Origin of the sequence: Halorubrum sp. CGM5_25_10-8B (assembly GCF_005435095.1) — an archaeon.
Taxonomy (GTDB): domain Archaea; phylum Halobacteriota; class Halobacteria; order Halobacteriales; family Haloferacaceae; genus Halorubrum; species Halorubrum ezzemoulense.
The window spans coordinates 236533-257745 of the sequence record NZ_SGTY01000003.1 but is presented as its reverse complement, the minus strand read 5'-3'; the positions used below and the strand labels follow the sequence as shown (position 1 = coordinate 257745).

General features: G+C 71.1%; 24 protein-coding genes and 1 tRNA gene. 9 read left to right on the top strand and 16 right to left on the bottom strand.

What is annotated here, in order from left to right; all coding sequences use genetic code 11:
- Window positions 1-21: 21 nt before the first annotated feature.
- From hisS to EXE51_RS04415, 4 genes are all read right to left on the bottom strand, one after another.
- Window positions 22-1344 (bottom strand): histidine--tRNA ligase, encoded by a 1323-nt coding sequence (gene hisS / locus EXE51_RS04430; protein WP_094494505.1) that lies wholly within the window; start codon window positions 1342-1344, stop codon window positions 22-24.
- Between the two features lie 103 nt (window positions 1345-1447).
- Window positions 1448-1903, bottom strand: a complete 456-nt coding sequence (locus tag EXE51_RS04425) for a DUF892 family protein (protein WP_094521000.1) — start codon at window positions 1901-1903, stop codon at window positions 1448-1450.
- Between the two features lie 58 nt (window positions 1904-1961).
- Complete coding sequence (locus EXE51_RS04420; RefSeq protein WP_089308278.1) at window positions 1962-2555, bottom strand: alpha hydrolase; 594 nt, start codon at window positions 2553-2555, stop codon at window positions 1962-1964.
- Window positions 2556-2909 (bottom strand): DNA-binding protein, encoded by a 354-nt coding sequence (locus tag EXE51_RS04415; protein ID WP_049930504.1) that lies wholly within the window; start codon window positions 2907-2909, stop codon window positions 2556-2558.
- A gap of 141 nt (window positions 2910-3050) precedes the next feature.
- Here EXE51_RS04415 and EXE51_RS04410 point away from each other — a divergent pair, with 141 nt between their 5' ends.
- The gene (locus EXE51_RS04410; protein ID WP_086215675.1) at window positions 3051-4196 is read left to right on the top strand and encodes a 60S ribosomal export protein NMD3; all 1146 of its coding nucleotides are present in this window, start codon (window positions 3051-3053) and stop codon (window positions 4194-4196) included.
- A gap of 126 nt (window positions 4197-4322) precedes the next feature.
- On the opposite strand, the gene EXE51_RS04405 is transcribed toward EXE51_RS04410, so the two are convergent.
- Window positions 4323-4514, bottom strand: coding sequence for a UPF0175 family protein (locus EXE51_RS04405; protein WP_017344020.1), 192 nt, complete (start codon window positions 4512-4514; stop codon window positions 4323-4325).
- Between the two features lie 106 nt (window positions 4515-4620).
- Here EXE51_RS04405 and EXE51_RS17480 point away from each other — a divergent pair, with 106 nt between their 5' ends.
- A complete protein-coding gene (locus EXE51_RS17480) occupies window positions 4621-4767 on the top strand; it encodes a hypothetical protein (protein ID WP_158294385.1) in 147 nt (48 codons plus the stop codon).
- 24 nt (window positions 4768-4791) lie between these two features.
- On the opposite strand, the gene EXE51_RS04400 is transcribed toward EXE51_RS17480, so the two are convergent.
- Complete coding sequence (locus tag EXE51_RS04400; RefSeq protein ID WP_137692079.1) at window positions 4792-6690, bottom strand: helicase C-terminal domain-containing protein; 1899 nt, start codon at window positions 6688-6690, stop codon at window positions 4792-4794.
- A 157-nt stretch (window positions 6691-6847) separates the two neighbouring features.
- Here EXE51_RS04400 and EXE51_RS04395 point away from each other — a divergent pair, with 157 nt between their 5' ends.
- Window positions 6848-7078 carry a hypothetical protein gene (locus EXE51_RS04395; protein WP_049930499.1) on the top strand — a complete coding sequence of 77 codons (231 nt, stop codon included), beginning with the start codon at window positions 6848-6850 and terminating at the stop codon, window positions 7076-7078.
- Window positions 7079-7099: 21 nt separating this feature from the next.
- Here the strand turns inward: EXE51_RS04395 and EXE51_RS04390 are convergent, their stop codons facing one another.
- The 3 genes from EXE51_RS04390 to EXE51_RS04380 all read right to left on the bottom strand — a co-directional run bounded on the left by EXE51_RS04390 (window position 7100) and on the right by EXE51_RS04380 (window position 8987).
- Window positions 7100-7564: a DUF302 domain-containing protein gene (locus EXE51_RS04390; RefSeq protein WP_086215672.1), complete on the bottom strand. Its 465-nt coding sequence runs from the start codon at window positions 7562-7564 to the stop codon at window positions 7100-7102.
- A gap of 168 nt (window positions 7565-7732) precedes the next feature.
- Window positions 7733-7807 (bottom strand) — tRNA-Glu (locus tag EXE51_RS04385).
- A gap of 106 nt (window positions 7808-7913) precedes the next feature.
- Window positions 7914-8987 carry a M28 family peptidase gene (locus tag EXE51_RS04380; RefSeq protein ID WP_086215671.1) on the bottom strand — a complete coding sequence of 358 codons (1074 nt, stop codon included), beginning with the start codon at window positions 8985-8987 and terminating at the stop codon, window positions 7914-7916.
- Between the two features lie 130 nt (window positions 8988-9117).
- Between EXE51_RS04380 and EXE51_RS04375 the strand changes: the two genes are divergently transcribed.
- Window positions 9118-10149 carry a zinc-dependent metalloprotease gene (locus EXE51_RS04375; protein ID WP_086215679.1) on the top strand — a complete coding sequence of 344 codons (1032 nt, stop codon included), beginning with the start codon at window positions 9118-9120 and terminating at the stop codon, window positions 10147-10149.
- Window positions 10150-10179: 30 nt separating this feature from the next.
- On the opposite strand, the gene EXE51_RS04370 is transcribed toward EXE51_RS04375, so the two are convergent.
- On the bottom strand, window positions 10180-10593 hold the full coding sequence (locus tag EXE51_RS04370) for an SHOCT domain-containing protein (RefSeq protein WP_049930493.1): 414 nt from the start codon (window positions 10591-10593) through the stop codon (window positions 10180-10182).
- A gap of 103 nt (window positions 10594-10696) precedes the next feature.
- Between EXE51_RS04370 and EXE51_RS04365 the strand changes: the two genes are divergently transcribed.
- Entirely contained in the window at window positions 10697-11362 is a 666-nt protein-coding gene (locus EXE51_RS04365; RefSeq protein ID WP_049930492.1) for a non-canonical purine NTP pyrophosphatase, read from the top strand.
- A 24-nt stretch (window positions 11363-11386) separates the two neighbouring features.
- Here the strand turns inward: EXE51_RS04365 and EXE51_RS04360 are convergent, their stop codons facing one another.
- Window positions 11387-12727 carry an aminotransferase class III-fold pyridoxal phosphate-dependent enzyme gene (locus tag EXE51_RS04360; protein ID WP_049930491.1) on the bottom strand — a complete coding sequence of 447 codons (1341 nt, stop codon included), beginning with the start codon at window positions 12725-12727 and terminating at the stop codon, window positions 11387-11389.
- 244 nt (window positions 12728-12971) lie between these two features.
- Between EXE51_RS04360 and EXE51_RS04355 the strand changes: the two genes are divergently transcribed.
- Window positions 12972-13334: an Hsp20/alpha crystallin family protein gene (locus EXE51_RS04355; protein ID WP_049930686.1), complete on the top strand. Its 363-nt coding sequence runs from the start codon at window positions 12972-12974 to the stop codon at window positions 13332-13334.
- A gap of 198 nt (window positions 13335-13532) precedes the next feature.
- Entirely contained in the window at window positions 13533-14180 is a 648-nt protein-coding gene (gene deoC / locus EXE51_RS04350) for a deoxyribose-phosphate aldolase (RefSeq protein WP_137692078.1), read from the top strand.
- 69 nt (window positions 14181-14249) lie between these two features.
- Here the strand turns inward: deoC and EXE51_RS04345 are convergent, their stop codons facing one another.
- Both EXE51_RS04345 and EXE51_RS04340 read right to left on the bottom strand, forming a co-directional pair.
- A complete protein-coding gene (locus EXE51_RS04345) occupies window positions 14250-16679 on the bottom strand; it encodes a methyl-accepting chemotaxis protein (RefSeq protein ID WP_137692077.1) in 2430 nt (809 codons plus the stop codon).
- Window positions 16679-17839 carry a BMP family protein gene (locus EXE51_RS04340; protein WP_137692076.1) on the bottom strand — a complete coding sequence of 387 codons (1161 nt, stop codon included), beginning with the start codon at window positions 17837-17839 and terminating at the stop codon, window positions 16679-16681. The genes EXE51_RS04345 and EXE51_RS04340 overlap by 1 nt, the downstream gene beginning before the upstream one ends.
- Before the next feature lie 157 nt (window positions 17840-17996).
- Here EXE51_RS04340 and EXE51_RS04335 point away from each other — a divergent pair, with 157 nt between their 5' ends.
- Both EXE51_RS04335 and EXE51_RS17690 read left to right on the top strand, forming a co-directional pair.
- A complete protein-coding gene (locus tag EXE51_RS04335; protein ID WP_049930485.1) occupies window positions 17997-18221 on the top strand; it encodes a hypothetical protein in 225 nt (74 codons plus the stop codon).
- 58 nt (window positions 18222-18279) lie between these two features.
- The gene (locus tag EXE51_RS17690; RefSeq protein ID WP_167373077.1) at window positions 18280-18453 is read left to right on the top strand and encodes a hypothetical protein; all 174 of its coding nucleotides are present in this window, start codon (window positions 18280-18282) and stop codon (window positions 18451-18453) included.
- 32 nt (window positions 18454-18485) lie between these two features.
- On the opposite strand, the gene EXE51_RS04330 is transcribed toward EXE51_RS17690, so the two are convergent.
- Genes EXE51_RS04330 through EXE51_RS04320 form a run of 3 tightly spaced genes read right to left on the bottom strand, consistent with a single transcriptional unit; the run spans window position 18486 to window position 21117 of the window.
- Window positions 18486-19301, bottom strand: coding sequence for an ABC transporter ATP-binding protein (locus tag EXE51_RS04330; RefSeq protein ID WP_089308287.1), 816 nt, complete (start codon window positions 19299-19301; stop codon window positions 18486-18488).
- A complete protein-coding gene (locus EXE51_RS04325; RefSeq protein ID WP_049930481.1) occupies window positions 19289-20092 on the bottom strand; it encodes an ABC transporter permease in 804 nt (267 codons plus the stop codon). The genes EXE51_RS04330 and EXE51_RS04325 overlap by 13 nt, the downstream gene beginning before the upstream one ends.
- Window positions 20092-21117 (bottom strand): ABC transporter substrate-binding protein, encoded by a 1026-nt coding sequence (locus EXE51_RS04320; protein WP_089308288.1) that lies wholly within the window; start codon window positions 21115-21117, stop codon window positions 20092-20094. The genes EXE51_RS04325 and EXE51_RS04320 overlap by 1 nt, the downstream gene beginning before the upstream one ends.
- Window positions 21118-21213 lie beyond the last annotated feature (96 nt).

Here is a 21213-nt window from a genome sequence, read left to right as displayed (position 1 = left end):
TTCAGGCCGCGACCGACGCGCCTACTCGTAGTCCCCGTACGTCGGGAGCCCCTCCTCGGGCGGGAACTCCTCGACAGGCACCGTCGTCTCGTCGCCGCTTTCCATGTCCTTCACCGTGTACTCGCCGTTCTCTAAGTCGCGCTCGCCGACAACGACCACGGTCTCGGCGTTGATCGAGTCGGCGTAGCCGAGCTGGGCGCCGAACGAGCGGTCGGAGACGTCCTGCTCGACGACCACGTCGTCGCCGAGCGCGCGGAGCTCACCCGCGAGCGCGGCCGCCTCGCTCCGCGTGTCGCCGACCGAGAGGACGTAGTAGTCGGTCGAGAGCTCCTCGTCCGGCCAGACCCCGGCGCGCTGGCAGAGCAGCTTGAGAGTGGCGTGGCCGGGGGCGACCCCGACCGCGGGGGTGGGCTGGCCGCCGAAGCTCTCGATGAGGTCGTCGTAGCGCCCGCCGCCGAAGACGGAGCGGGACACTTCGCCGGTGGAGTCGAAGCACTCGAAGACGACCCCGGTGTAGTAGTCGAGCCCGCGGGCGGTCGTCAGGGACACGTCGCAGAACTCGCCCGCACCGAAGTCGTCGGCGGCGGCGAGGACGTTCCGGAGGTTCTCGACCGCGGCCTCGACCGACTCGTCGCCCGCCTCGGCGACCGCGTCGAGGTCGTCGACGGTCTCCACCCCCGCGATGAGGTCGTCGAAGTCGCGCGCGGTGTCGCGGGCGAGGCCCGCGTCGGAGAGCAGTCCGACGTACTCGGCGTCGTCGACCTTCGCGCGCTTGTCGACCGCGCGGATCGCGGCGGCGGTGTCGACCGCGTCGGGGTCGGCGGCGAGCGACCGGACGAGACCGCCGAGGATGTCGCGGTGCGAGACGCGGAACTCGAAGTCGTCGCCGGTGAGTCCGAGGTCGGTCAGGGCGTCGGCGGCGGTCGCGAGCACCTCGGCGTCGGCCTCGGGCGCCGACGAGCCGAACACGTCGATGTTCGTCTGGTAGAACTCGCGGAACCGGCCCTGCTGGACCTGCTCGTAGCGCCAGAACGGGCGGGTGGAGACCCACTTGATCGGCTTCGACAGCTCCTGGCCCTTCTCGACGACCATCCGCGCGACCGTCGGCGTGAGCTCCGGCGTCATCGAGACGCCGCGGCCGCCCTTGTCGTCGAAGGCGTACAGCTCCTCGACGATCTCCTCGCCGGATTTGTCCACGTACATCTCCGTCCGCTCTAGCGCGGGCGTCGCGATCTCGCGGAAGCCGTGGCGGGCCGCCGCGTCCTCGATCGCGTCGGTCACCTCGCGGCGGGCGGACTGCTCGCCGGGGTAGAAGTCGCGGAAGCCTTTGAGGCCGTCGTACATGGACGCCGGTTCGGCGAGCGCCCGCTTGAAAGCATCCCTTCAGGGCGGGACAGCCGGGATCGGCGCGCGGTTGCGGCCGAGAGGCGGCGGCTCCGCGGGCCGTCTACCCGCGCTGGTACTCCTTCTGGAATCCGCGGAACTCGGTCCGGTGGGCCTCCTCGTCCGAGAGCAGCGTCACGGCGAGGTCCTCGGTCACCGGGTCGTCCGCCGCCTCCGCGGCGTCGATCAGGTCGCGGTACGTCGCGATCGCGTCCTCCTCGGCGTCGAGCACGCCGTTGATGACGGCCAACACGTCCGTCGAGTCCTCGGGCGGCTGGAGCGACTCCTGCCCGGCGGTGAACTCGGCGGAGCCGGGCGGCCGCGCGTCGAGCTGTTTGAGCCGCTGCCCGAGCTGTTCGGCGTGGCCGAGCTCCTCCTGGACGTCCTGTTTGAGGCTCTCTTTGATCTCCTCGGCCCGGACGCCGTCGAGGACGATCGCGTTCGTCTGGTAGTTCATCACGGTCTCGATCTCGTCGGCGTACGCCGTCTTGAGCAGGTCGACGACTCGGTCGGATGACATGCCCGACGCTACGACCGCGGGGTCGAAAGGAGTTCCGGCGCTTCCGGGTCTGCGGGAGTCAGTCGGTCCGGCCGTGGACGTACGTCTGGTCGTGGTCCGGGAACACCTCTCCCACCGTGCCCTCGCCGTACTCGTCGGCGATGAGCGTCCGGAGCTCGTCCTCGTAGTCGGCCTTGGGGACCTCCTCGCTGGGTCCCTGCTGGACGTCGAAGGTCGCCTCGACGAGCTGGTCAACGGCGTGGCGGCCGAACCCGGAGAGCGGGGAGATGTAGTCGATCCCGTTTCGGTCCTCGAGGCTCTGCGCCTGCGCCCGCGACACCGTGGGGACGCGGTCGTCGCGGCGGGTGCCGTCCGCGATGGCGTCGACGTCGAGCGCGGCGATGGTCTCGAGGGCGTGCTCGTGGACGCGCTGGATCCCGTTCCGGGGGTAGCCGTCCGCGACCATCGTCTCGGCGGCGCGCTCGGCCACTTCGCGGTCGAGGTCGGCCCGTTCGAACGGGAACCCGAGTTCGCCGGCCGCCCGCTCGGCGTGCTCCCAGTCGTCCGTGAGCCCGAAGCTCCCGGTGACACAGCGGACGTCGTAGAACCGGTCGAGCAGGTGGGCGGCCAGCGAGGAGTCTTTCCCCCCGCTGTACAGCAGCGCGAGCTCCATCTACCGGCGGCGGATGTCGAAGCTCTTCTGTTCGGGCTGGAGCTCTTTGAGCAGGTCGCGCATCTGGTCCTCGTCGATCTGTCCCTGAATGCGTCCGCTCTGCGCCAGCGCGGCGACCTGTTTCTTCACCTTCTCGCCGAACTGCGGCTTCGACATCTCGACCGCGTTGAGGCGCTGGCGGGCTCCGTCGGTGAGGTACTGTTTCAGCACCGCCTCCTGCTGGGCCTCGGCGCGCTCTTGGGCCTGCTGTTGGGCCTCCGCGGCGTCGCCCTCGCCGCCCTGTCGCTCGCGAAGCTCCTCCATCTTCTGTTCGCGCAGTTCTTCGAGCCGCTCGTCGTCTGGGTTACCGCTCATACGCACCCGTTCTCGGTCCGTGCGAAAAACCATTTCGGAGGTCGCGACCCGCGCGGAACGGCCGGAGCCGCCCGCAGAACCGTCGACGCCAGCGGGGGCGGTCCGCGTCGTTTAAACGGGGCCTCGGCGTAGCCGCGGGTAATGAGCGAGTCGCGGGAGTTCTGTCCGCGCTGCGGCGACCCGGTCCCCGAGCGGCGCGACCCCCTTCCGGGCGAGCCGCGCGGGCGAGACGCGCTGCTCTGCGACGACTGCTACTTCGAGGACTTCGACCTGGTCGACGCCCCCGACCGGATCGAGGTGTTGGTGTGTTCCGGCTGCGGCGCCGTCAGGCGCGGCGAGTCGTGGCGCGACGTCGGCGCGCGCGACTACACCGACGTCGCCGTCGACGAGGTCGCGGAGGCGCTCGGCGTCCACGTCGACGCCGAGGAGGTCGAGTGGGGCGTCGAGCCCGAGCAGGTCGACGAGAACACGGTCCGGATGCACTGCCGCTTCTCGGGCGTCGTCCGCGGGACCCTCCGCTCCGCGGAGGTGACGGTCCCCGTGAAGATATCACGGGGGACCTGCGACCGCTGCGGGCGCATCGCCGGCGGCTACTACGCCGGGATCGTTCAGGTCCGCGCGGACGAGCGCGACCTCACCCCGGCGGAGCGCGCCGAGGCGCTCGACATCGCGGAGTCGTACGTCGCCGACCAGGAGGCCGACGGCGACCGCGAGGCGTTCATCACCGAGGTGAATGAGACCGACGACGGGCCGGACATCAAGCTCTCCTCGAACCGGCTCGCGCAGAACGTGGCGACGCGGATCACCGAGTCGCTCGGCGGGAGCTTCGAGTCGTATCCGACGCTCGTCACCGAGGACGGCGACGGCAACGAGGTGTACCGCGTCACGTTCGCGGTGCGGCTCCCGAAGTACGCGGAGGGCGAGATCGTCGACCCCGAGGACGGCGACGGGCCGGTCCTCGTCACGGGCGTCTCGGGCCGTCTCCAGGGGATCCGGCTCGCGAGCGGCGCGGAGTACACGTCCGCGTTCGCGGACGCGGAGGCCCCCGACGCGACCCGGCTCGGGACCCGCGCGGACGCGACGGAGACCACCGTGGTGACCGTCGAAGACGAGAACGCGATCCAGGTGCTCGACCCCGTCACCTACGAGGCGAAGACCGTCCCGAACCCGGCGTTCGTCGACGGCGACGCCGACGCGGTCCTCGCGTTCGAACACGGCGGTGAGGTCCACCTCGTGCCCGACGACGAGGCGGAACGGACCGCGGAGTCGGCTCGGAGCGGCAACTGAGGGATCGCTGCGAGCCGGACCGAACGCGCTACGAGGACGGCTGGAGGGCCGTAGAACTGATCGTTCGTGAGACGGCGTCGCGAAAACCGTCGACGCGTCGGCATCCCCGACCGCGGGGGACACCGCTCAGTCGGCGCGGGCGGGCTGCTCGCGGCCGAGCGCGGCGGCGCGCTCGGACTCCGTTACCTCGATGCCGCGGCGTTCGAGTTGCTCGATGAATTCGGCCTCGCTGAGCCCTGCCTGTGCGGCCGCCTGCGACAGCGTCAGGGTTCGCGCACCGTACAGCGTCAGCGCACTCGACAGCCCGTTCGTGGCCATACATCCAGTAGTCGCGTGAGGGATTATGAAGGTTACTACTTCATTCAGGCCCCTGATACACCTTATACGATATATATTGACGAACGATCGGCTCGGAGGTGGTAATATGACGCGCGCGCCGTCGTCGCTCGCCCGCAGGAGTTATACGCCTCTGCGGTCGAACGCCGATATGGACAGACAACAGCTCATGGCGTTGTTCTTCGCGTTTCTCATGGTGAGCTCCATGGTCGCGTACGGCGTCTCGCTGCTGTGACGGCCGCGTCTGGATAGCGCCTCGTCAGCCGTCGCCCCACACGTCCGACAGCGGGTGGTTCTGCCGTCGCTCCGCGTCCCGCTCGGAGCGGGTCCGGACCGACTCGTCGTCGGTCGTTCCGCTGTCGGCGGTCGCGTCCCCGTCGCCGACCGAGGAATCGCCGTCGGCAGGCGACGAGCGATCCGAACCCCTCGACCCACCCGAGCGGCGGCGCCGCCGCCGTCCGCTCCGCGCACCGTTCGCCGCCGACGCGTCGATACCCGCCAGCGCCGCGTCGGGGTCGAACGCCGGGAGCGACGGGGTCGTCATCGCGTCGACCTGATCGCGGAACCACGAGGGCGTGTCGGCCGCGGCGCGGTCGAAGAGGTCGAGCAGCGAGTCGTCGGCGAGGTACGTCGCGCCGTAGTCGTCCGGGGCGCGGACGACTCGCCCGCACGCTTGGATGACCGTGCGCAGCGCCGTCCGGTGGTACCACGCCCACTGCCCGTCCGCCAGCCGGCGGGCGACCCGCGAGTCGTTCGTGTTCCGGTACGGCGCCTTACACACCACCTGCCAGCGACAGAGGTCGCCCTTCAGGTCCAGCGCCTCCTCCATCTTCACCGAGACGAACACCTCCGGGTCCGCGCTCGCCTTCCACGCCTCCAGTTCGGCGTCGCGGTTCTGCCTGTCGTGCCGCCTGACCCGCGCGGCGACGCCGAACTCGCCGAGCCGCTCGGTGATCCGCTCGGCGATGTCGTACGAGTGCGCGTGGATCAGCCCCTTCTCGTCGGGGTGTTCCGCCATCAGCCGGACGATGAGCCGGGCGATCTTCGGCACCGTCTCGTCGCGGTTCTCGTACGTCATCGACCCCTGCGTCACGTCGTACAGCGGGCGGTTCGCGAGCGGGAACGTGTGCTCGACGTCAACGAGGGCGACGTCGGCGGGGTCGAGCCCGACGCCGCGGCAGAACGCCTCCTTCGAGAGGATGGTCGCCGACAGCAGCGCGAACCGGTTCCCCCGGTCCCAGACGGTGTGCCGGAGGTACCGGGCGGGGTCGAGCGGTTTGATATCGAGGGGCGACCCCTCGCCGCCCGGCTGGTCGACGACCCACGAGGTCGGGGACTCGATGTCGCGATAGTCCTCGAGGAACCAGCCCAGTTCGCTTATGAGCTCCTGGAGCCGGTCGCGCCGGGCGACCTCCTCGCGGTCGAGCTCGGGGCGGCCGACCAGCTCGTCTTTCGCCCGGATCGCCACGTCGCGGAGCGTCTCGACGAACCGCGCGGTCCGGTCGACCGCGTCCTCCTCGGGGCCGGCGTCGGCCGCGACGTCCGGGACGCCGACGTCGTCCCACACCGGGACGCGGTCGGGCGATATCTCGATCGTCGCGTACATCTCGGCCCACTCGGCGAGCCCGTGCGCCTCGTCTATCACGACGGCGTCGCGCTTCCGGAACACCTCGGAGCCGGCGGTGCGCATGAAGTACGCTAACGTCTGTGCCGCGAAGCGGTTGCCGGACGCGATGGCCCGGTCGGAGAAGTACGGGCAGCGGTGCCGGATCGAGCAGTCGAACCCCTGCTGGCGCGCGCAGGGCGCGCGGTTCACGGGCGTGTCGTGCTCGCCGGGGAGCACGCAGTCGTAGTTCGACTTCCCGCGGATCACCGCGAGGTCGTCGAGGAGGTCGTCGGCCTCCACGTCGTCGATCTGCGACACCTGCGGGGTGGTGTAGTACGCGCCGGTCGCCTCGCTGGGGGCCGCCTCGCCCGCGGTCTCGGCCGCGCCCATGATCGCCCGGGCGAGCAGCGACTTGCCGCTGCCCGTCGGCGCGCGCACCAGCACGACGCGGTTACCGGCGGCGAACGCGTCGCGGATGTCGGCGAGGGCCTGCTCCTGCGCGCCGCGGAAGCTCGGGGCGGGGAACTCGGCGGGGATCCGGCTCGGGTCCACACGACGCCCTCGCGCACTGTCGGAATTAAACCCTCGCTTGGGCGGCGACCACGGCCGCGGGACGCCGACGAGCGACGCCGGCCGCCCCCCGACGACGGGGCGCCAGTCGCGCCCGACCCCACCACCTATTTCCCCGTCGCCCGCGGTGAGGGAAGCGATGAGCGACGACGGGATCCTCGGGTCGCTGTCCGCGGTCGGCCTGTTGAGCCTCTGTTGTATCGGGTTCGGCGGGGTGGCCGGCGGGGCGGCGCTGGTCGGCGGCTCCGCGTCGGTGAGCGCGTTCGCGACGGGCGCGAACAGCGCCCGCGGCGCGCTGATCTCCGGGGTCGTCACGTTCGGGACGGTCCTCGTCGCCGCCGCGGTGATCCGGTGGCGGCTGAACCGGTGAGCGCGGCCGAGCCGTCCGAGGCTACTCCCGGCCGTGCCGCTCGATGTTCTCCCAGACGACGGCCATCAGCTCGCCGGTCTTCGCCACGAGGTCCTCGACCGCGCCCTCGTCGGCCCCGGCCGCCGACGCGCAGCCGAGGTCGCGGATCGCCTTCGTGGCGGACACGTGGTGGACGTGGACGCGGTCGTCGCCGGCGCGTTCGTACACGACCGTGGTACAGGGGAGCATACCGGCGAGCGTCGGGTCGATCCGCAGCGCGTCGGACGCGATCTCGGGGTGACAGACGACGATCAGCGCGGTCCGCTCGGCGTCGTCGTGGCCGAGCATCCCCTCGATCATCTCGTCGAGCCGCGTGACGCGCACGGTCTCGAAGTCGGCGAGTTCGTGTTCGAGCTGGACGAACGGCACCGCGTCCTCGAAGGGGAGGTCGACGGTCGTGTGGAGCGCCTCGTCGGCGGTGGGGGCGGGGCGTGCGGCGTCGCTCATACGCCGTGGCTCGCGCGCCGCCAGCTAAAACCCGGACGCCGTCTCAACACCTGCCGCTACCTCGAACGGTGGCCGATCGGTCCGGCGGAGGCGGAGCGATGCGTCGACCGACGGCGGGCGGTCGAGTACGGCCGGTACTGATCGGGTTCGGTCGCATCGAGAGAGAAATGCTCCGGCTGGGATTTGAACCCAGGTCATCACCGTGAGAGGGTGATATGATTGGCCGGACTACACCACCAGAGCACGTCCTTCGTCGCAATTGACGGTAGGAAAGACGATTGTAAAACAGTTCCGTTTCGACGCCGCCGTGCCCCGGTTTGTCGTGCCGAGCGGACCGACGGCGGCCGGTTCAGACGTCGACGGCGAACGGATTCGTCGCCCCCTCGCGGTCGCCCGCGGCCGCGGCGAGCGCCGCGAGGAGGTCGGCGACGCCGTCGAGGTCGGCGGTGTCGATCACCTCTACCGGCGTGTGCATGTAGCGGTTCGGGATCGAGACGTTGAGCGCGGGGGTCCCGCCGCGCACCGTGTAGAACGCGTCAGCGTCGGTCCCGGTCCGGGTGCCGGCCGCCTGGATCTGGACGTCGACGCCGGCGTCGGCGGCCGCGTCGCGCGCGAGGTCGACGAGGACCGGGTGGTTCGCGCTCCCGCGGCCGATCACCGGGCCGGCGCCGAGTTCGACCGGCCCGCGTCGCTCGCGGTCGACGTCCGGGTTGTCGGTCGCGTGGGTGACGTCGACCGCGACGAACGCGTCGACGTCGTCGAGGTCGACGCCGACCATTCGCGCACCTTGGAGCCCGACCTCCTCCTGAACGGTGGAGACCGCGTACACCGTCGCGTCGACGTCCGCCTCGGCGGCGCGCCGGAGCCCCTCCGCGGCCGCCCACGCGCCGGCCCGGTTGTCGACCCCCCGGGCGGCGATCCGGTCGCCGACGAGGTCGCGGAGCCCGGTCGAGAACGTGACCGGGTCGCCCACCTCGACGTGGTCGCGTGCCGCGTCGGCGTCGGCGGCGCCGATGTCGACGAACTGCCCGGCGATATCCTCGTACTCCTCGTCGCCGTCACGGAGGTGGATCGCGGTCTGGCCGATCACGCCCTGAACGGGTTCGTCGGCGTGGACCGTGACGTGCTGGCCCTTCGAGACCGTGCGGTCGGCGCCGCCGATCCGCCCGATCCGGAGGAAGCCGTCGTCGAGCACGTCCCGGACGATGAACCCGATCTCGTCGGCGTGGCCGGTGACGGCGACCGTCGGCGCGTCCGGGTCGCCCTCGTGGACCGCGACGGCGTTGCCGTACGAGTCGGTGTCGACCCGGTCCGCAAACGCGCGGACGTAGTCGGTCCAGACGCGCTGGGCGGCCGTCTCGAAGCCCGAGGGGCTCGGCGTCGCGAGGAGGTCGTCGAGGAACGCGCGGCGCGTGTCGTCCATGCTCGGTGGCTGTGGGGCGGCCGGGAAGAAAACGTCGGTGTCGGCGTTCGGCGCCGGGACCGCCGGCGAGTCCGCCGGGGCGCGGATCGGTCGACACAAGCGCTTTGAGTCGCCCGCACGTCTGGTCCGTATGGACATCCTCCGAAGCGTCCGGGCCGTCGCCGAGGCCGAGGGACCGGGCGTCGTCGACTGGGATCGGGCCGCGTCGGCCGCGAAGGAGGCCACGGACCCCGGATCGATCGCGATCTCCGACGCGGAGCGCGCGGGGTACGCCGCCGACGTTCGCGACGCCCGCTCGCGGCTCACCGAGGTCGCCGGGATCGAGTTCGACGTGCCCGACACCGTCGAGGTACAGAACCGCCACCACTGGATCGACGCGAGCGTCGGCACGTTCCGGCGCGTGATGGACCCGATCGAGGCGGCCGCGGCGGACCCCGGCGGGCCCGACGGGACGTTCGACGCGACGCCCGCGAAGCGCGGCCCCGCGTTCGCGCAGGACGTCAGCCGAGTCGCCAACACGGGGTCGATGGCGTTCGCCTTGGGCTTCCTCTCGCGGAACGTCCTCGGCCAGTACGACCCCCTCCTCCTCGCCGACGAGCCGGACGCCGACCACGGCCTCTACTTCGTTCACCCGAACATCGTCGCGGTCGCGAGCGCGCTCGACGTGGACTACCCCCGCTTCCGGCGGTGGATCGCGTTCCACGAGGTGACCCACGCCGCCGAGTTCGGCGCGGCCCCGTGGCTCCCGGAGTACCTCGAGTCGCGCGTCGAGCGCGGCGTCGAGGGGATGGTCGGCGGCGAAGGGGGCGTGAGTCGCGGGCTCGACCCCGACGCGTTCGCGGAGCTCCAGGCCGCGATGACGGCGGTCGAGGGGTACGCCGAGGTCCTGATGGACCGCGCGTTCGACGGCGAGTACGCGGACCTCCGGGCGAAGCTGGACGAGCGTCGAGGCGGGGGCGGCCCGGTGCGGCGGCTCGCCCAGCGCCTGCTGGGACTGGGCCTCAAGCGGCGGCAGTACGAGCGCGGGGCCGCGTTCTTCCGGCACGTCGCCGACGAGCGCGGCATCGAGGCCGCGGGCGCGGTGTGGGAGCGCGCCGAGAACCTCCCGACCGGTGACGAGCTGGACGACCCGGACGCGTGGATCGCCCGCGTCGACCCCTGAGCGGGAGTTGCCGCGTCGGGCCGGCCGGCGTCACTCCAGTTCGTACTCGCGTGCTCTGTTCTCGCCGGACCGGTCGGATAACCCGGCGGACGTTCGCTCGAACCGCTCGTCGAGGTCTTCGGTCGCGAGCAGCCGGTCGAGCCGCCGCTCGAACTCCGCCTCGTCGATCTCGCCGTTCGCGTAGCGTTCCCGCAGCGCCGCCACGGGCCGTTCGGCGGAAGGAGACGCCGATCCTGCGTCGGCATCGTCCGCGGCGACGAGCGGGAAGTCCTCGCCGAGCACCACCACCAGCGGGATCAGGATGAAGAAGCCGGTGATGAAAATCGCCGGTCCGAGCGGCGCCACCGGGCTCGGGAGGAGGACGGCGGACAGCGACGTGAGCCCGAACGAGAGGATCGCGATGAGACCGATCAGCCGCTTCTTCTCGAACGTGGGGAGGGCCATGCGCGACTGCTGTCGCCGAGGCGACAAAAACGTACTGCCGGAGTCGGTCGATTCCCTGCGGGCGACCGACGGCTATTCCTCGCGGGCGCACCCACGTGGATCCGTGCTCAGGTACGTGACGACGAACCCGGGGAAGGTCCGCGAGGCGGAGCGGTACCTCCCGGACGGCTCGGTGGAGCGACTCGACTTCGACTACACGGAGGTCCAGGCCGACGACCTCGGCCCGATCGCGGCCCAGGGGGCCCGGGAGGCGTACCGCCACGCCGACGCCCCGGTCCTCGTCGACGACGCGGGGCTGTTCGTCGAGGGGCTCGACGGGTTCCCGGGCCCGTACTCCTCGTACGTTGAGGAGACGCTCGGGATCGAGCGCGTCCACGAGGTCGCGAGCGAACTCGACGACCGCCGCGCCGCCTTCCGGTGTACGCTCGGCTACTGCGACGGCGAGGGGTTCGCCGCGAGCCCCGACCCCGTCGACCAAGGCGACCGCGACGCGGCCGCGGCGGCGGGACCGGACGCGGCGGGCGAGGGCGGGAGCGACGGCGAGGGCGGCGCGGCCGGAGCCGGCGCGGAGCCGCTCCCGGTCAAGCTGTTCGAGGGGTACGTCCCGGGCCGGATCGTCGCGCCGCGGGGCGACGGCGGCTTCGGCTACGACCCGATCTTCGAACACGACGGCGAGACGTTCGCGGAGATGGACACCGACCGGAAGAACGCGGTGTCGCACCGCGGGCGAGCCTTAGAGAAGTTCGCGGAGTGGTACGCGGACCGCTGAGGCTCGGTTTCTCTCCCCGGCGGCTCAGGCCGCGTCCGCGATCGCGTCGGTGAGGAGGTCGCAGCCGAGGTCGATCTCGCGTTCGGTGACGTCGAGCGGCGGGAGGATCCGGAGGACCTTGTGGCCGCACGCGAGCGTGAGGAGCCCGCGCTCGAACGCGTTCTCCACGACCGCGTCTCGGCGCTCCTTCGTGTCGAACTCGACAGCGAGCAGCAGTCCCTTCCCGCGGACGTCCGCGACGGGGTCGAGGTCGGCGTCGCGCAGCGTCTCCTTGAACTGCCGACCGCGGACGACGGCGTTGTCCATGAGGTCCGCCTCCTCGATGGCGTCGAGCGTGAGCGCGCCCTGCGCGGAGGCGATCAGGTCGCCGGCGCCCCACGTCGAGGAGAGGCGGCCGCTCTCCTCGGGGAACACGTCGCTCCGGGAGACGGTCGCGCCCACGCGGAGCCCCTTGGCGCTCGTGATCACGTCGGGGTCGTACGCGTAGTGGTCCGAGCCCCACATCTCACCGGTGCGGCCGACCCCGGACTGGATCTCGTCGGCGATGACCGTGATGTCGTGCTCGTCGGCGAGCGCCGCGATCTCGTCGGTGAACGCGTCCGAGGGGAAGCGGTAGCCGCCCTCGCCCTGGATCGGTTCGAGGATGAGGTAGGCCACGTCGTCCGGGTGGACGTTCCCGCGCTCTGGGTCGAGCTTCCGGCGGAGCCGGGAGACGCCGTCGGCGAAGAAGCCGCACGAGCAGGTCTCGGGCGAGCAGGTCCGGTCGTCGCAGTACGGCACGTCCATCACGCCGCTGACCTCGGGGAAGTCGCGGCGGTACACGGACTTCGAGCGGTTGAGCGAGAGCGCGCCGAGCGTCCGCCCGTGGAACGCCCCGTCGAAGGTGATGGCGTACTTCGCGCCGTCCGAGGCGTCGTACGCGATCTTGATGGCGTTCTCGACCGCCTCGGCGCCGGAGTTCGAGAGGAAGACGGTGTCCATGTCGTAGTGGCTCGTCAGGTCCGTCAGGCGGTCCATGAGCCCGGAAGCCCCGGGGATCCCGTCGCCGGGTGAGGGGCCGCCCGCCGCGTAGAAGTCCTGCCCGGCGATCTTCAGCGGGTCGACAAGGTCGAACTCCGCGAGCCGGTCCATGATCAGCGGGTTGTTGTACCCGAGCGGCGCGGCGGCGACGTGGCTGGTGAAGTCCATGAGGACGTTGCCGTCGACGTCGGTACAGAACGGGCCTTCGGCGGGGGCGGTGCGGTCCCAGACGAACTCGTAGACGTAGGTGCTCGGCGCGGCCGACTCGTGGTGGTAATCGACCCACTCGCGAGCGCGCTCGCCCGGCAGGTCGGCGACGGCAGGCGTGGCGGTGTCGCGATCCATGCCTCCCGGTGGCACGCGGACGGAATAAATTCGTGGCGAACGCGCGAACGTTGGAGAAATCTCTAACTCTTGTTCGCCAGACGGCGCCTGAGACGGCGACCGGATCCGTCGGCGCAGTTGTACGGAGCGCCGCTCGGTGGGACGGGCCGTCGACCGTTGTGTGAGACTCAACACCAAGATGCGTTAGATTTTTATAGAATCGCAACCCTATAATTGGATGAGTTCGAGGTGGTCAGCGATGCCCATGCTCGAGCCAGCAAACACGTGGACACAGGGACTCGACTTCCCGAGCAGACTGTTCGAATCCGGTAGCAACGACTACGAACTGTACGAGGAGGACGGCGAGTTCGTCCTGTCGGTCGAGCTTCCGGGGTTCGACCCGTCGGAGATCACCGCCTCGTGGAACGACGGCGTGCTTAACGTCGCCGGCGAACACGAGGACGAACACCGCGGGACCCGGCGGACGTACCACCGTCGGTTCCGCTTCCCGAAGGCGATTGACGAGGACGGTATCGAGGCCGAATACCGGAACGGCATCCTGACGGTGCGGCTCCCCGTGACCGTCGAGAGCGCCGTCAGCGGCACGGAGATCGAGATCGAGAGCTGACGCCGCCGCGCTCGGCCCGCGACCCTCGGTCTCCGAGCCCCGTAGTCGCGACGGACCGGCATCGCGCCGGGCCCCCTCCCCGCGAGTTCCGTTCCCGCGTTGTTCCGAACGCGCTCCCGTTCGTGCCGGAGCGACCGGTCGTCAAGTCGGTCGCGCCGACCCCGCACGCCTTTTACTGCCGCGCGCGACGGTCGACGCATGAACCGCGACGAGTTCGCCGCCAGCATCGACCACACCGTCCTCGGTCCGGAGACGACCTGGGACGGCGTGCGGACCGTTCTCGACGAGGCCGCCGCGCACGGGATGAACGCGTGTATCCCGCCGTGCTACGTCGCCGAAGCGGCCGAGTATGAGGCAGAGCCCGCGGCGATCGCCACCGTGGTGGGGTTCCCGCACGGGCAACACGACCCGACGGTCAAGCGCGACGAGGCGGTCACGGCGTGGGAGGCGGGCGCGGACGAGGTCGACCTCGTGATCAACGTCGGCCGGCTGAAGGCCGGCGACGGCGGCGCGGTCGCCGACGAGCTCGCGGACGTCGTCGCGGCCGTGCCCGTCCCGGTGAAGATGATCATCGAGACCGCCCTCCTCGACGACGCCGAGAAGCGCCGCGCGTGCGAGGCCGCGGTCGCCGCCGACGCCGACATGGTGAAGACGTCGACCGGGTTCGCCGACGGCGGCGCGACCGTTCCCGACGTGGAGCTGATGAGCGAGTACCTTCCCGTGAAGGCCTCCGGCGGCGTGGGCTCCTACGAGGAGGCGACGGCCATGCTCGACGCCGGCGCGGTGCGGATCGGCGCGTCGTCCGGCGTGGCTATCGTCGAGGGACACCCGGAGAGCGGGGAGTAACGCTCGTTCGTCGGTACGCAGTCAAGATCGCCCTCGCGCTCGTTCGTCAATAGCGAGCCCGAAGCAGGGCTAACGTTCGTCCGACGACGGGGGGCGCCCGTCGCCGTCGGCGGCGAGCCCGTCACCGGACGGCGATCCGTCGGCGTCCCCGACGGTCCCGTTCCCGGCGTCGCGTCGCTCGTCGCCTCCGACCGCGTCGTCGCCCTCGGCCCCGTCGACGCCGTCGGACTCCGCGCCCTCGATTTCCTCGGCGTCGACGTCGACATCGAAGGCGGAGACCGACTCGGAGAGCGACTCGGCCTGTCCCCGGAGCCGGTCGGCGTTCTCCGCGATGGTGGCGACGGTCGCGGTCTGCTCCTCTGCGGCGGCGGACACCTGCTCGGAGCCGGCGGCGACCTCCCCGCTCACCTCGGCGACGTCCTCGACGCCCTCGACCGCGCGCTGCGTCGACCGCGCCTGGTCCTCGGCCGCCTCGCTGATCTCCTGAACGCCGTGGTTCGTCTCCTCGACGGCGTCGACGACCGCTTCGAGCGACGACGAGGCCTCGCGGACGGTGTCCGCCCCCTCGTCGATCCGCTCGTTTGTCTCGCGGATGTCATCGACCGTCGCGTCGGTCTCCTCGCGGACGGTCGCGATCTGCGACTCGATCTCGGCGGCGGCCTCCTGTGTCTCCTCCGCGAGCTCTTTCACCTCGTCGGCGACGACCGCGAAGCCCTCGCCGGCCTCGCCGGCGCGGGCGGCCTCGATCGAGGCGTTCAGCGCGAGGATGTTCGTCTGCTCGGCCACGTCGGTGATGAACTCCACCACCTCGTCGATCTCGTCCATGCGCTCGTCGAGCGCCTCCATCTGCTCGACCGCGGCCGCGGAGCGCGCCTCGATCGCGTCCATCTCGTCGAGCGCCTCCGAGGCGGCCTCGCGGCCGGACTCGCCGCGCTCCGCGGCGGCCTCGGCGGTCTCCGCGACGGACGCGGCGGACGAGGCGACCTCCTCGATGCTCGCGGAGAGGTCGCTCATCTCGTCGCTCACCTCGTCGAGGCGCTCGTCCTGACTGATCGCGCCGTCGGCGATCTCCTGAATCTGCTCGCTGACGGTCCCGCTCGCGGTCTCGACCTCGTCGGCGCCGGCCGCGAGCTCCGCGCTCGCGCCGTCGACCTCGCCGGCGAAGGCGGCGACCCGCGAGGTGGTCCGCTCCAGCTGGGCCACCATGTCGTTGAACTCCTCGGCGATCTCGCGCATCGCCTCGCGGTCCGCGTCCGGGTCCATCCGGCGCGTGAGGTCACCGTCCGCGACCGCGCCCATCACCTCGCTGTAGTCGGCCGCACGCGCCTCCATGTCGCGGGTGACGGCCTCCGCCTCCTCGCGGGCCGCCTCGGCCTCGTCGGCGGCGGTCTCGGCCTCGGCGATCCGGTCCCGGAGCGAGTCCCGCATCTCCCCGAAGCTCCTGAACAGGCGGCCGATCTCGTCGATCCGTCCGGTCGACAGGTCGACGTCGAGGTCCCCCGACTCGATCCGCTCGGCGCGGTTGCGGAGCCGCGAGAGCGGGAGCACCGTTCGAGTTCCGAGGACGGCGCCCACGACGCCCAGCGACGCGAGCGTGAGGAGGATGAGGAGCAGCACGGAGTTCCCCACGTCGTTGCGGACGGCGAACGCGGTCGACTGGTCGACGCTCGTGACGGCCACCCAGTCGGTGTCGGGAACGGAGGCGTACGCGTGGACCTGACCGTCGCCGATCCGCGTCGCGGTCGTGGCGTTGCCCTCCCGGATCGCCTCGACGCCGTCGGCGTGTTCCGCCTCGTCGACCGTGCCGTCGATGTCGAGGACGGTCTGCCCGGCGGCGTTGAGGATCATCGTCTCCTCCCCGGTGTCGCTGTTCTGGATGCGTTCGAGCTGCGGCTGGATGCGGGTGACCACGACGAGGTACCGGCCATCGGCCCGCGGCACCGAGCTGGCGAACGCCATCACCGGGCGATCGTTGAGTACGGGCGACCGGTACGAGCGGTCCGACCGCCAGACCCGGTCGTCCTCGCCGACCCCCTCGGGGACGTCCGCGTCGCTCCACGGCGCGTCGAGGTCGCTCGGCGCGCGCCCCTCTAAGGGGCGTTCGGTGCTGGCGACGACCCGGTCCTGCGCCGCGTCGACGAGGTGGATGCTAACGATGTCTTCGGAGAGCAGTTGGTCTTTCAACAGCACGTACGCCGGCGCGCGCCGGTCGGACCGGAGCGCGTCGGCCGCCGACATCGACCGCGTCTCGGTGCTCATCCGCTCGGTCCACGATCCGATCGCGTCGGCCTGGAGGCCGCCGGTCTCGGCGAGCTGCGTCGTCGCGTCCGACTCCACGGTCTGTTCGGTCTGGAGGTAGGTGAACGCGCCCCCGGCGACGACGACCGCCGCGACCACGAGGAACGCCAGCGCGAACTTCGCGGCGTACCGGCGGCGCACCGCGTTCGGGAGGAGCCGCCCGACCGCGCGTACGAGGCGCTCGAACGAGTCGGGTGCCATCAGTTCACCGCCTCCGGGTCCGTGGGGACCGACAGGTCGCCGGCGACGATCCGCTCGCCGGAGTCGACGATCGCGGCGCGCACGTCGTCGGGGATCACCGGCCCGAGCGTCGTACCGTAGATGAGCGCGACGCCGTCCTCGGCGAGCCCGAGCGCCGTCGTGGAGCCGGTGGCGAGGTCGTCGTCGATCGTCTCCTCGACGGCGTCGTACACCGCGGTGCCGACCCGCTTCACCATCGACGCGAGGATCACGTCGGCGTACCGCGGGTTGCTGCGCGACTGGTCGGAGTCGACGCCGATCGCGTACCGGCCGTACTCCTGGGCCGCCTGAAACACGCCGAGTCCGCTCCCGCCGGCCGCGTGGTACACCACGTCGGCCCCTTGTTCGAACATCTCCGCGGCGGCGGCGTACCCGCCCTCGGGGTCGTCGAACGCGCCGAGGTACGTTGACAGCACCGACACGTCCGCGGTCGCGTGGTCGACGCCGGCGCGGTAGCCGGCCTCGAACTTGCGGACGAGCGGCGAGTCGACGCCGCCGACGTAGCCGACGGTCCGCTCGTCGGGGACGGTCGACCCCGCGCCGACGGACACGTCGCGGTCCGTCACCAGCCCGGCGAGGTGGCCGGCCTGGAACGACCCCTCGTGTTCGCGGAACACGTAGCTCGCCACGTTGTCGCGGTCGACGACCGAGTCGACGATTGCGTACCGCTGGTCGGGGTGCTCGCCCGCGACCGTCGAGAGCGCGTCCGCCTGGAGGAAGCCGATACAGCAGATCAGGTCGTAGGCGGGATCGGTCGACGACGAGAGGGCGTCCTGCGCGGTCTCGAACTCCGGGATCGAGGTCGGCTCCTCGTTCGCGAACGCCACGTCGTGATCGAGGCGCGCGCGCTGGATGCCCCGGTTCGCGGCGTCGTTGAACGACCGGTCGTCTAGCCCGCCGAGCGCGTAGATCATCCCGACCGTCGCGCTGGCGTCCGCCGCGTTCCGGATCGCGTCTCCCCCGTCGGCCTCGTCGTCCGCCGGTTCGTCGTTGCCGGTGTCTATCGACGCCGCACCGGGGGCCTCGTCGCCGAGGCACCCGGCCAGCGCGCCCGCCATAGCCCCCCCGAGACCGGCGGCGAGCCGCCGTCGAGAGAGCGTCGTGGGTCCCGTCTGCGTCATGTCGCACCGGTTTCGACCGGGGGATAAAACGCCTCGGAGCAAATTATCAATGATAATAGTAAACCGCGCTCACAGCCCCGGCGGTCCGGTCACCACCGTTCCCCGAGGCTGAGAATCCAGTCGGACGGATTTATAACCTGAGCGCGTACGAAGGGGTATGAGCCACCAACCGGGATCGCGTGGATTCGACCTCGACGCGGCGTTTAAGGCGTTCGGCGCGGTCGGGATCGCCATCTCCGCCGCGCTCACCGTGGCCGTGCTGGCGCTGACCGACCCGTTCGGCGAGTACGTCACCGCGTCGCCCGCCCTGCTCGGAACGCTGTTGTACGGCGCGCTCGTCGTCGCGGTCGGCTACACGACGTACGCCCTCCGTCGGCGCTGACGGTCGCCGCGCGCTCCCCGCCGGGAGACATAAACCGCTCGCCGGCGGAGCGTGACCCATGACCGACGAGCCGACCGACGCGGCGGTAGAGCGATTTCTCGACCGGGCGACGGCCGCCTTCGACGACTACGACGAGGGGTACGCCGACGCGGACGCGACGCTCGCGATGCTCCGTACCCACGTGGACGAGCTGTCGGCGAGCGTCGAGGATCAGGCGGACGGCGAGGAGTAGGGTGTGAGACGCCGGGCGCGAAGGGGACGGGGCTACGGGTGGGCGCCGATCAGCTCTCGCACGCGGCCGACGTACTCCGCGAACGCGGCGTCGCCGCGGTCGCGCGGGCGCTCGACGTCGACATCGACGACCTCGCGGACGCGGCCGGGCTCGGCGGCCATCACGACGACCCGGTCGGCGAGCGTCACCGCCTCCGCGACGTCGTGCGTGACGAAGAGGACGGTCTTCCCCGTCGACTCCCACACGTCGAGTAGCTCCCGCTGGAGCATCTCGCGGGTCTGAGCGTCCACCGCGCCGAACGGCTCGTCCATCAGCAGCAGGTCCGGGTCGACCGCGAGCGACCGGGCGATGGCGACGCGCTGTTTCATCCCGCCCGACAGCGACTTCGGGTAGGCGCCGCGGAACTCGGTCAGCCCGACGAGGTCGAGCATCTCGTCGACGCGCGCCTCGCGCTCGGCGGCCGATCGGTCGCTCCGTTCGAGCCCGAACCCGACGTTCTCCTCGACCGTGAGCCACGGGAACAGGTGGTACTCCTGGAAGACGACGCCCATGTCCGTCGTCGGCCCCGTGACCTCGGTGCCGTCGAGGAGGACGCGGCCGTCGGTCGCCTCGGTCAGCCCGGCCACGACCCGGAACAGCGTCGTCTTCCCGCAGCCGGACGGGCCGACGAGACAGACGAACTCCCCGTCGGCGACCGAGAAGGACACGTCGTCGAGCGCGCGCACCGAGCCGCCCTCGCCGTCGCCGGGGTACGTCTTCCCGACCCCGTCGAGCGCGACGCTGGCCGCCGCGGTGGGGGGAGTCTCCCCGTCGCGTCCGGCCGCGCCGTCTCCGTTCACGCCCGCCACGCTAACGCCCTCCGTTCGACCGCGCGGAACGCGACGTCGACGAGCAGGTACATCAGGCTCAACACGAGGATGTACGCGATCGCCCGGTCGACGCGCAGGTTGTTGCTGGCGCGGATGATCTCGCGGCCGACCCCGGGGACGCCGAATATCTCCGAGGCGACGACGAGCATCCAACACCGTCCCAGTCCGGTCCGGATCCCGGTCATGATTCCCGGCAGCGACGCCGGCAGGACGATCGACCGGACCGCGTCGAGGTCGCCGCGGACGCCGAGGGTCCGCCCCACGTCGAGGAGGTCCTCGCTCACGCCCTCCACGGCGCCGTACGCCGCGTAGAAGTTGATCCAGAACGCGCCGACCGCGATGATGAACGCCGCGCCCCAGTCGTTGATCCCGAACCAGGCGATAGCGAAGCCGATCAGCGCGAGCGGCGGGACGGGGCGCAGGGTGCGGACGAGCGGCGCCGTCAGGTCGTCCAGCAGGCCGCTCCAAGCGAACGCGACGCCGGCGGCCACGCCGAGGCCCGTTCCGGCGACGGTACCGGGGATCCAGTGGCGGACGCTCTGATACAGCGCCGTCGTCATGTCTCCCGACGCGAGCTCGCCGGCGAACGCCCCGGCGACCGCGACCGGCGAGGGGAGCACGAACGGATCCTGGGTGAGCGAGACGGCGTGCCAGACGAGGAGGAACCCGACGACCCCCGCGGCGCCCCGGAGGAGCCGCCGCCCGTCTCCGAGCCCGACGCCGGCGAACGCGCCGTCCTCGTCGACGCGCGATGCGGTTTCGGTCGCCATCAGAGCGAGTCGTACACCCCGAGGTCGAATATCTGGTCGTTCGACAGCTGTTCGTCGGTCTGGCCGTTATCTGCCGCGAACTCGGCGAACACCTGCGTCGCGTCCGTGATCTCGGCGGGGTCGGTGATGAAGTTCGACAGCGGCGAGTCGAGCGCCTTCCGCGCGCGGTCGACTGGCATCCCGATTCCCTCCTCGACGTGGCCCGCGGTCGCGTCGGGGTTCTCCTCGATGAAGTCGGTCGCGCGGACGTGCTGTTCGAGGAACTGCGCCGCGATCGGGGAGTCCCGGACCTCGTCGCTCATCAGGGTGACCGCGGCGGGCTGGCCGGGGAGGACCTCGGCGGCGGTCCGCAGCATCTCCACCGACGACCCCTCCGCCTGCGCGATGGTCGGCACCGGCTCCATGATCGAGGTGCCGTCGATCTCGTCGTTGGCAATCGCCTGCCAGACGGAGCTCGCCCCGCTGATCTCGATGATCTCCACGCTGTCGTTCGCTGCGAGGTCGACGCCGACATCGCGGAGCCAGAAGCGCAACAGCACGTCGGGGACGCTCCCCTGCGGGAACGTGCCGAAGGTGAACGGTTCGCCCTGCTCCTCCTCCCACGCCGCGAACGCGTCGGCGCCCTGCTGTTCGAACGTCTCGTGGAACGAGGACTCGGCCATGATCCCCATCGGCTCCCGGATGTTCGCGGCGGTCACCCGCGCGGCGATACCGCGGTCGATCGCGATCATCGCGGGCACGATTCCGAACATCGCGATGTCGATGTCGCTGCCGCCGAGCGCCTGAACGATGTCGGGGCCGTTGCCGAACTCCTGGCCGGTGACCTCGGCGTCGACCTCGGAGAAGTATCCCTCGCCCTCCATCACGTACCACTGGAGGTCGGGGTAGATCGGCATGTGCGCGACCGTGATCTCGTCGAGCCCGCCGCTCCCGCCGCCGAGGCAGCCGGCGAGGCCGACCGTCGCAGTTCCGCCCGCGGCCGCGAGGAACGACCGCCGCGACGCTGTCCGCGTTGAGTCGTACATACCTACGGAAGCGGCCCCGCGGGCAACACTCTCGCGTCACCAGCAACGGAAGCGCGTTCCGGTGACGGCGGAAGACGACGGAAGTGGCGTTTCGAG

What these genes read in the sequence shown, in the direction of transcription:
- EXE51_RS04360 (WP_049930491.1), bottom strand. Translation starts at nt 12,727, where the DNA reads ATGGATCGCGACACCGCCACGCCTGCCGTCGCCGACCTGCCGGGCGAG.
- EXE51_RS04405 (WP_017344020.1), bottom strand. Translation starts at nt 4,514, where the DNA reads ATGGCCACGAACGGGCTGTCGAGTGCGCTGACGCTGTACGGTGCGCGA.
- EXE51_RS04370 (WP_049930493.1), bottom strand. Translation starts at nt 10,593, where the DNA reads ATGGCCCTCCCCACGTTCGAGAAGAAGCGGCTGATCGGTCTCATCGCG.
- EXE51_RS04325 (WP_049930481.1), bottom strand. Translation starts at nt 20,092, where the DNA reads ATGGCGACCGAAACCGCATCGCGCGTCGACGAGGACGGCGCGTTCGCC.
- EXE51_RS04390 (WP_086215672.1), bottom strand. Translation starts at nt 7,564, where the DNA reads ATGAGCGACGCCGCACGCCCCGCCCCCACCGCCGACGAGGCGCTCCAC.
- EXE51_RS04415 (WP_049930504.1), bottom strand. Translation starts at nt 2,909, where the DNA reads ATGAGCGGTAACCCAGACGACGAGCGGCTCGAAGAACTGCGCGAACAG.
- EXE51_RS17690 (WP_167373077.1), top strand. Translation starts at nt 18,280, where the DNA reads ATGACCGACGAGCCGACCGACGCGGCGGTAGAGCGATTTCTCGACCGG.
- deoC (WP_137692078.1), top strand. Translation starts at nt 13,533, where the DNA reads ATGAACCGCGACGAGTTCGCCGCCAGCATCGACCACACCGTCCTCGGT.
- EXE51_RS04355 (WP_049930686.1), top strand. Translation starts at nt 12,972, where the DNA reads ATGCTCGAGCCAGCAAACACGTGGACACAGGGACTCGACTTCCCGAGC.
- EXE51_RS04395 (WP_049930499.1), top strand. Translation starts at nt 6,848, where the DNA reads ATGAGCGACGACGGGATCCTCGGGTCGCTGTCCGCGGTCGGCCTGTTG.
- EXE51_RS04375 (WP_086215679.1), top strand. Translation starts at nt 9,118, where the DNA reads ATGGACATCCTCCGAAGCGTCCGGGCCGTCGCCGAGGCCGAGGGACCG.
- EXE51_RS04320 (WP_089308288.1), bottom strand. Translation starts at nt 21,117, where the DNA reads ATGTACGACTCAACGCGGACAGCGTCGCGGCGGTCGTTCCTCGCGGCC.
- EXE51_RS04335 (WP_049930485.1), top strand. Translation starts at nt 17,997, where the DNA reads ATGAGCCACCAACCGGGATCGCGTGGATTCGACCTCGACGCGGCGTTT.
- EXE51_RS04380 (WP_086215671.1), bottom strand. Translation starts at nt 8,987, where the DNA reads ATGGACGACACGCGCCGCGCGTTCCTCGACGACCTCCTCGCGACGCCG.
- EXE51_RS17480 (WP_158294385.1), top strand. Translation starts at nt 4,621, where the DNA reads ATGACGCGCGCGCCGTCGTCGCTCGCCCGCAGGAGTTATACGCCTCTG.
- EXE51_RS04425 (WP_094521000.1), bottom strand. Translation starts at nt 1,903, where the DNA reads ATGTCATCCGACCGAGTCGTCGACCTGCTCAAGACGGCGTACGCCGAC.
- EXE51_RS04410 (WP_086215675.1), top strand. Translation starts at nt 3,051, where the DNA reads ATGAGCGAGTCGCGGGAGTTCTGTCCGCGCTGCGGCGACCCGGTCCCC.
- EXE51_RS04345 (WP_137692077.1), bottom strand. Translation starts at nt 16,679, where the DNA reads ATGGCACCCGACTCGTTCGAGCGCCTCGTACGCGCGGTCGGGCGGCTC.
- EXE51_RS04340 (WP_137692076.1), bottom strand. Translation starts at nt 17,839, where the DNA reads ATGACGCAGACGGGACCCACGACGCTCTCTCGACGGCGGCTCGCCGCC.
- EXE51_RS04420 (WP_089308278.1), bottom strand. Translation starts at nt 2,555, where the DNA reads ATGGAGCTCGCGCTGCTGTACAGCGGGGGGAAAGACTCCTCGCTGGCC.
- hisS (WP_094494505.1), bottom strand. Translation starts at nt 1,344, where the DNA reads ATGTACGACGGCCTCAAAGGCTTCCGCGACTTCTACCCCGGCGAGCAG.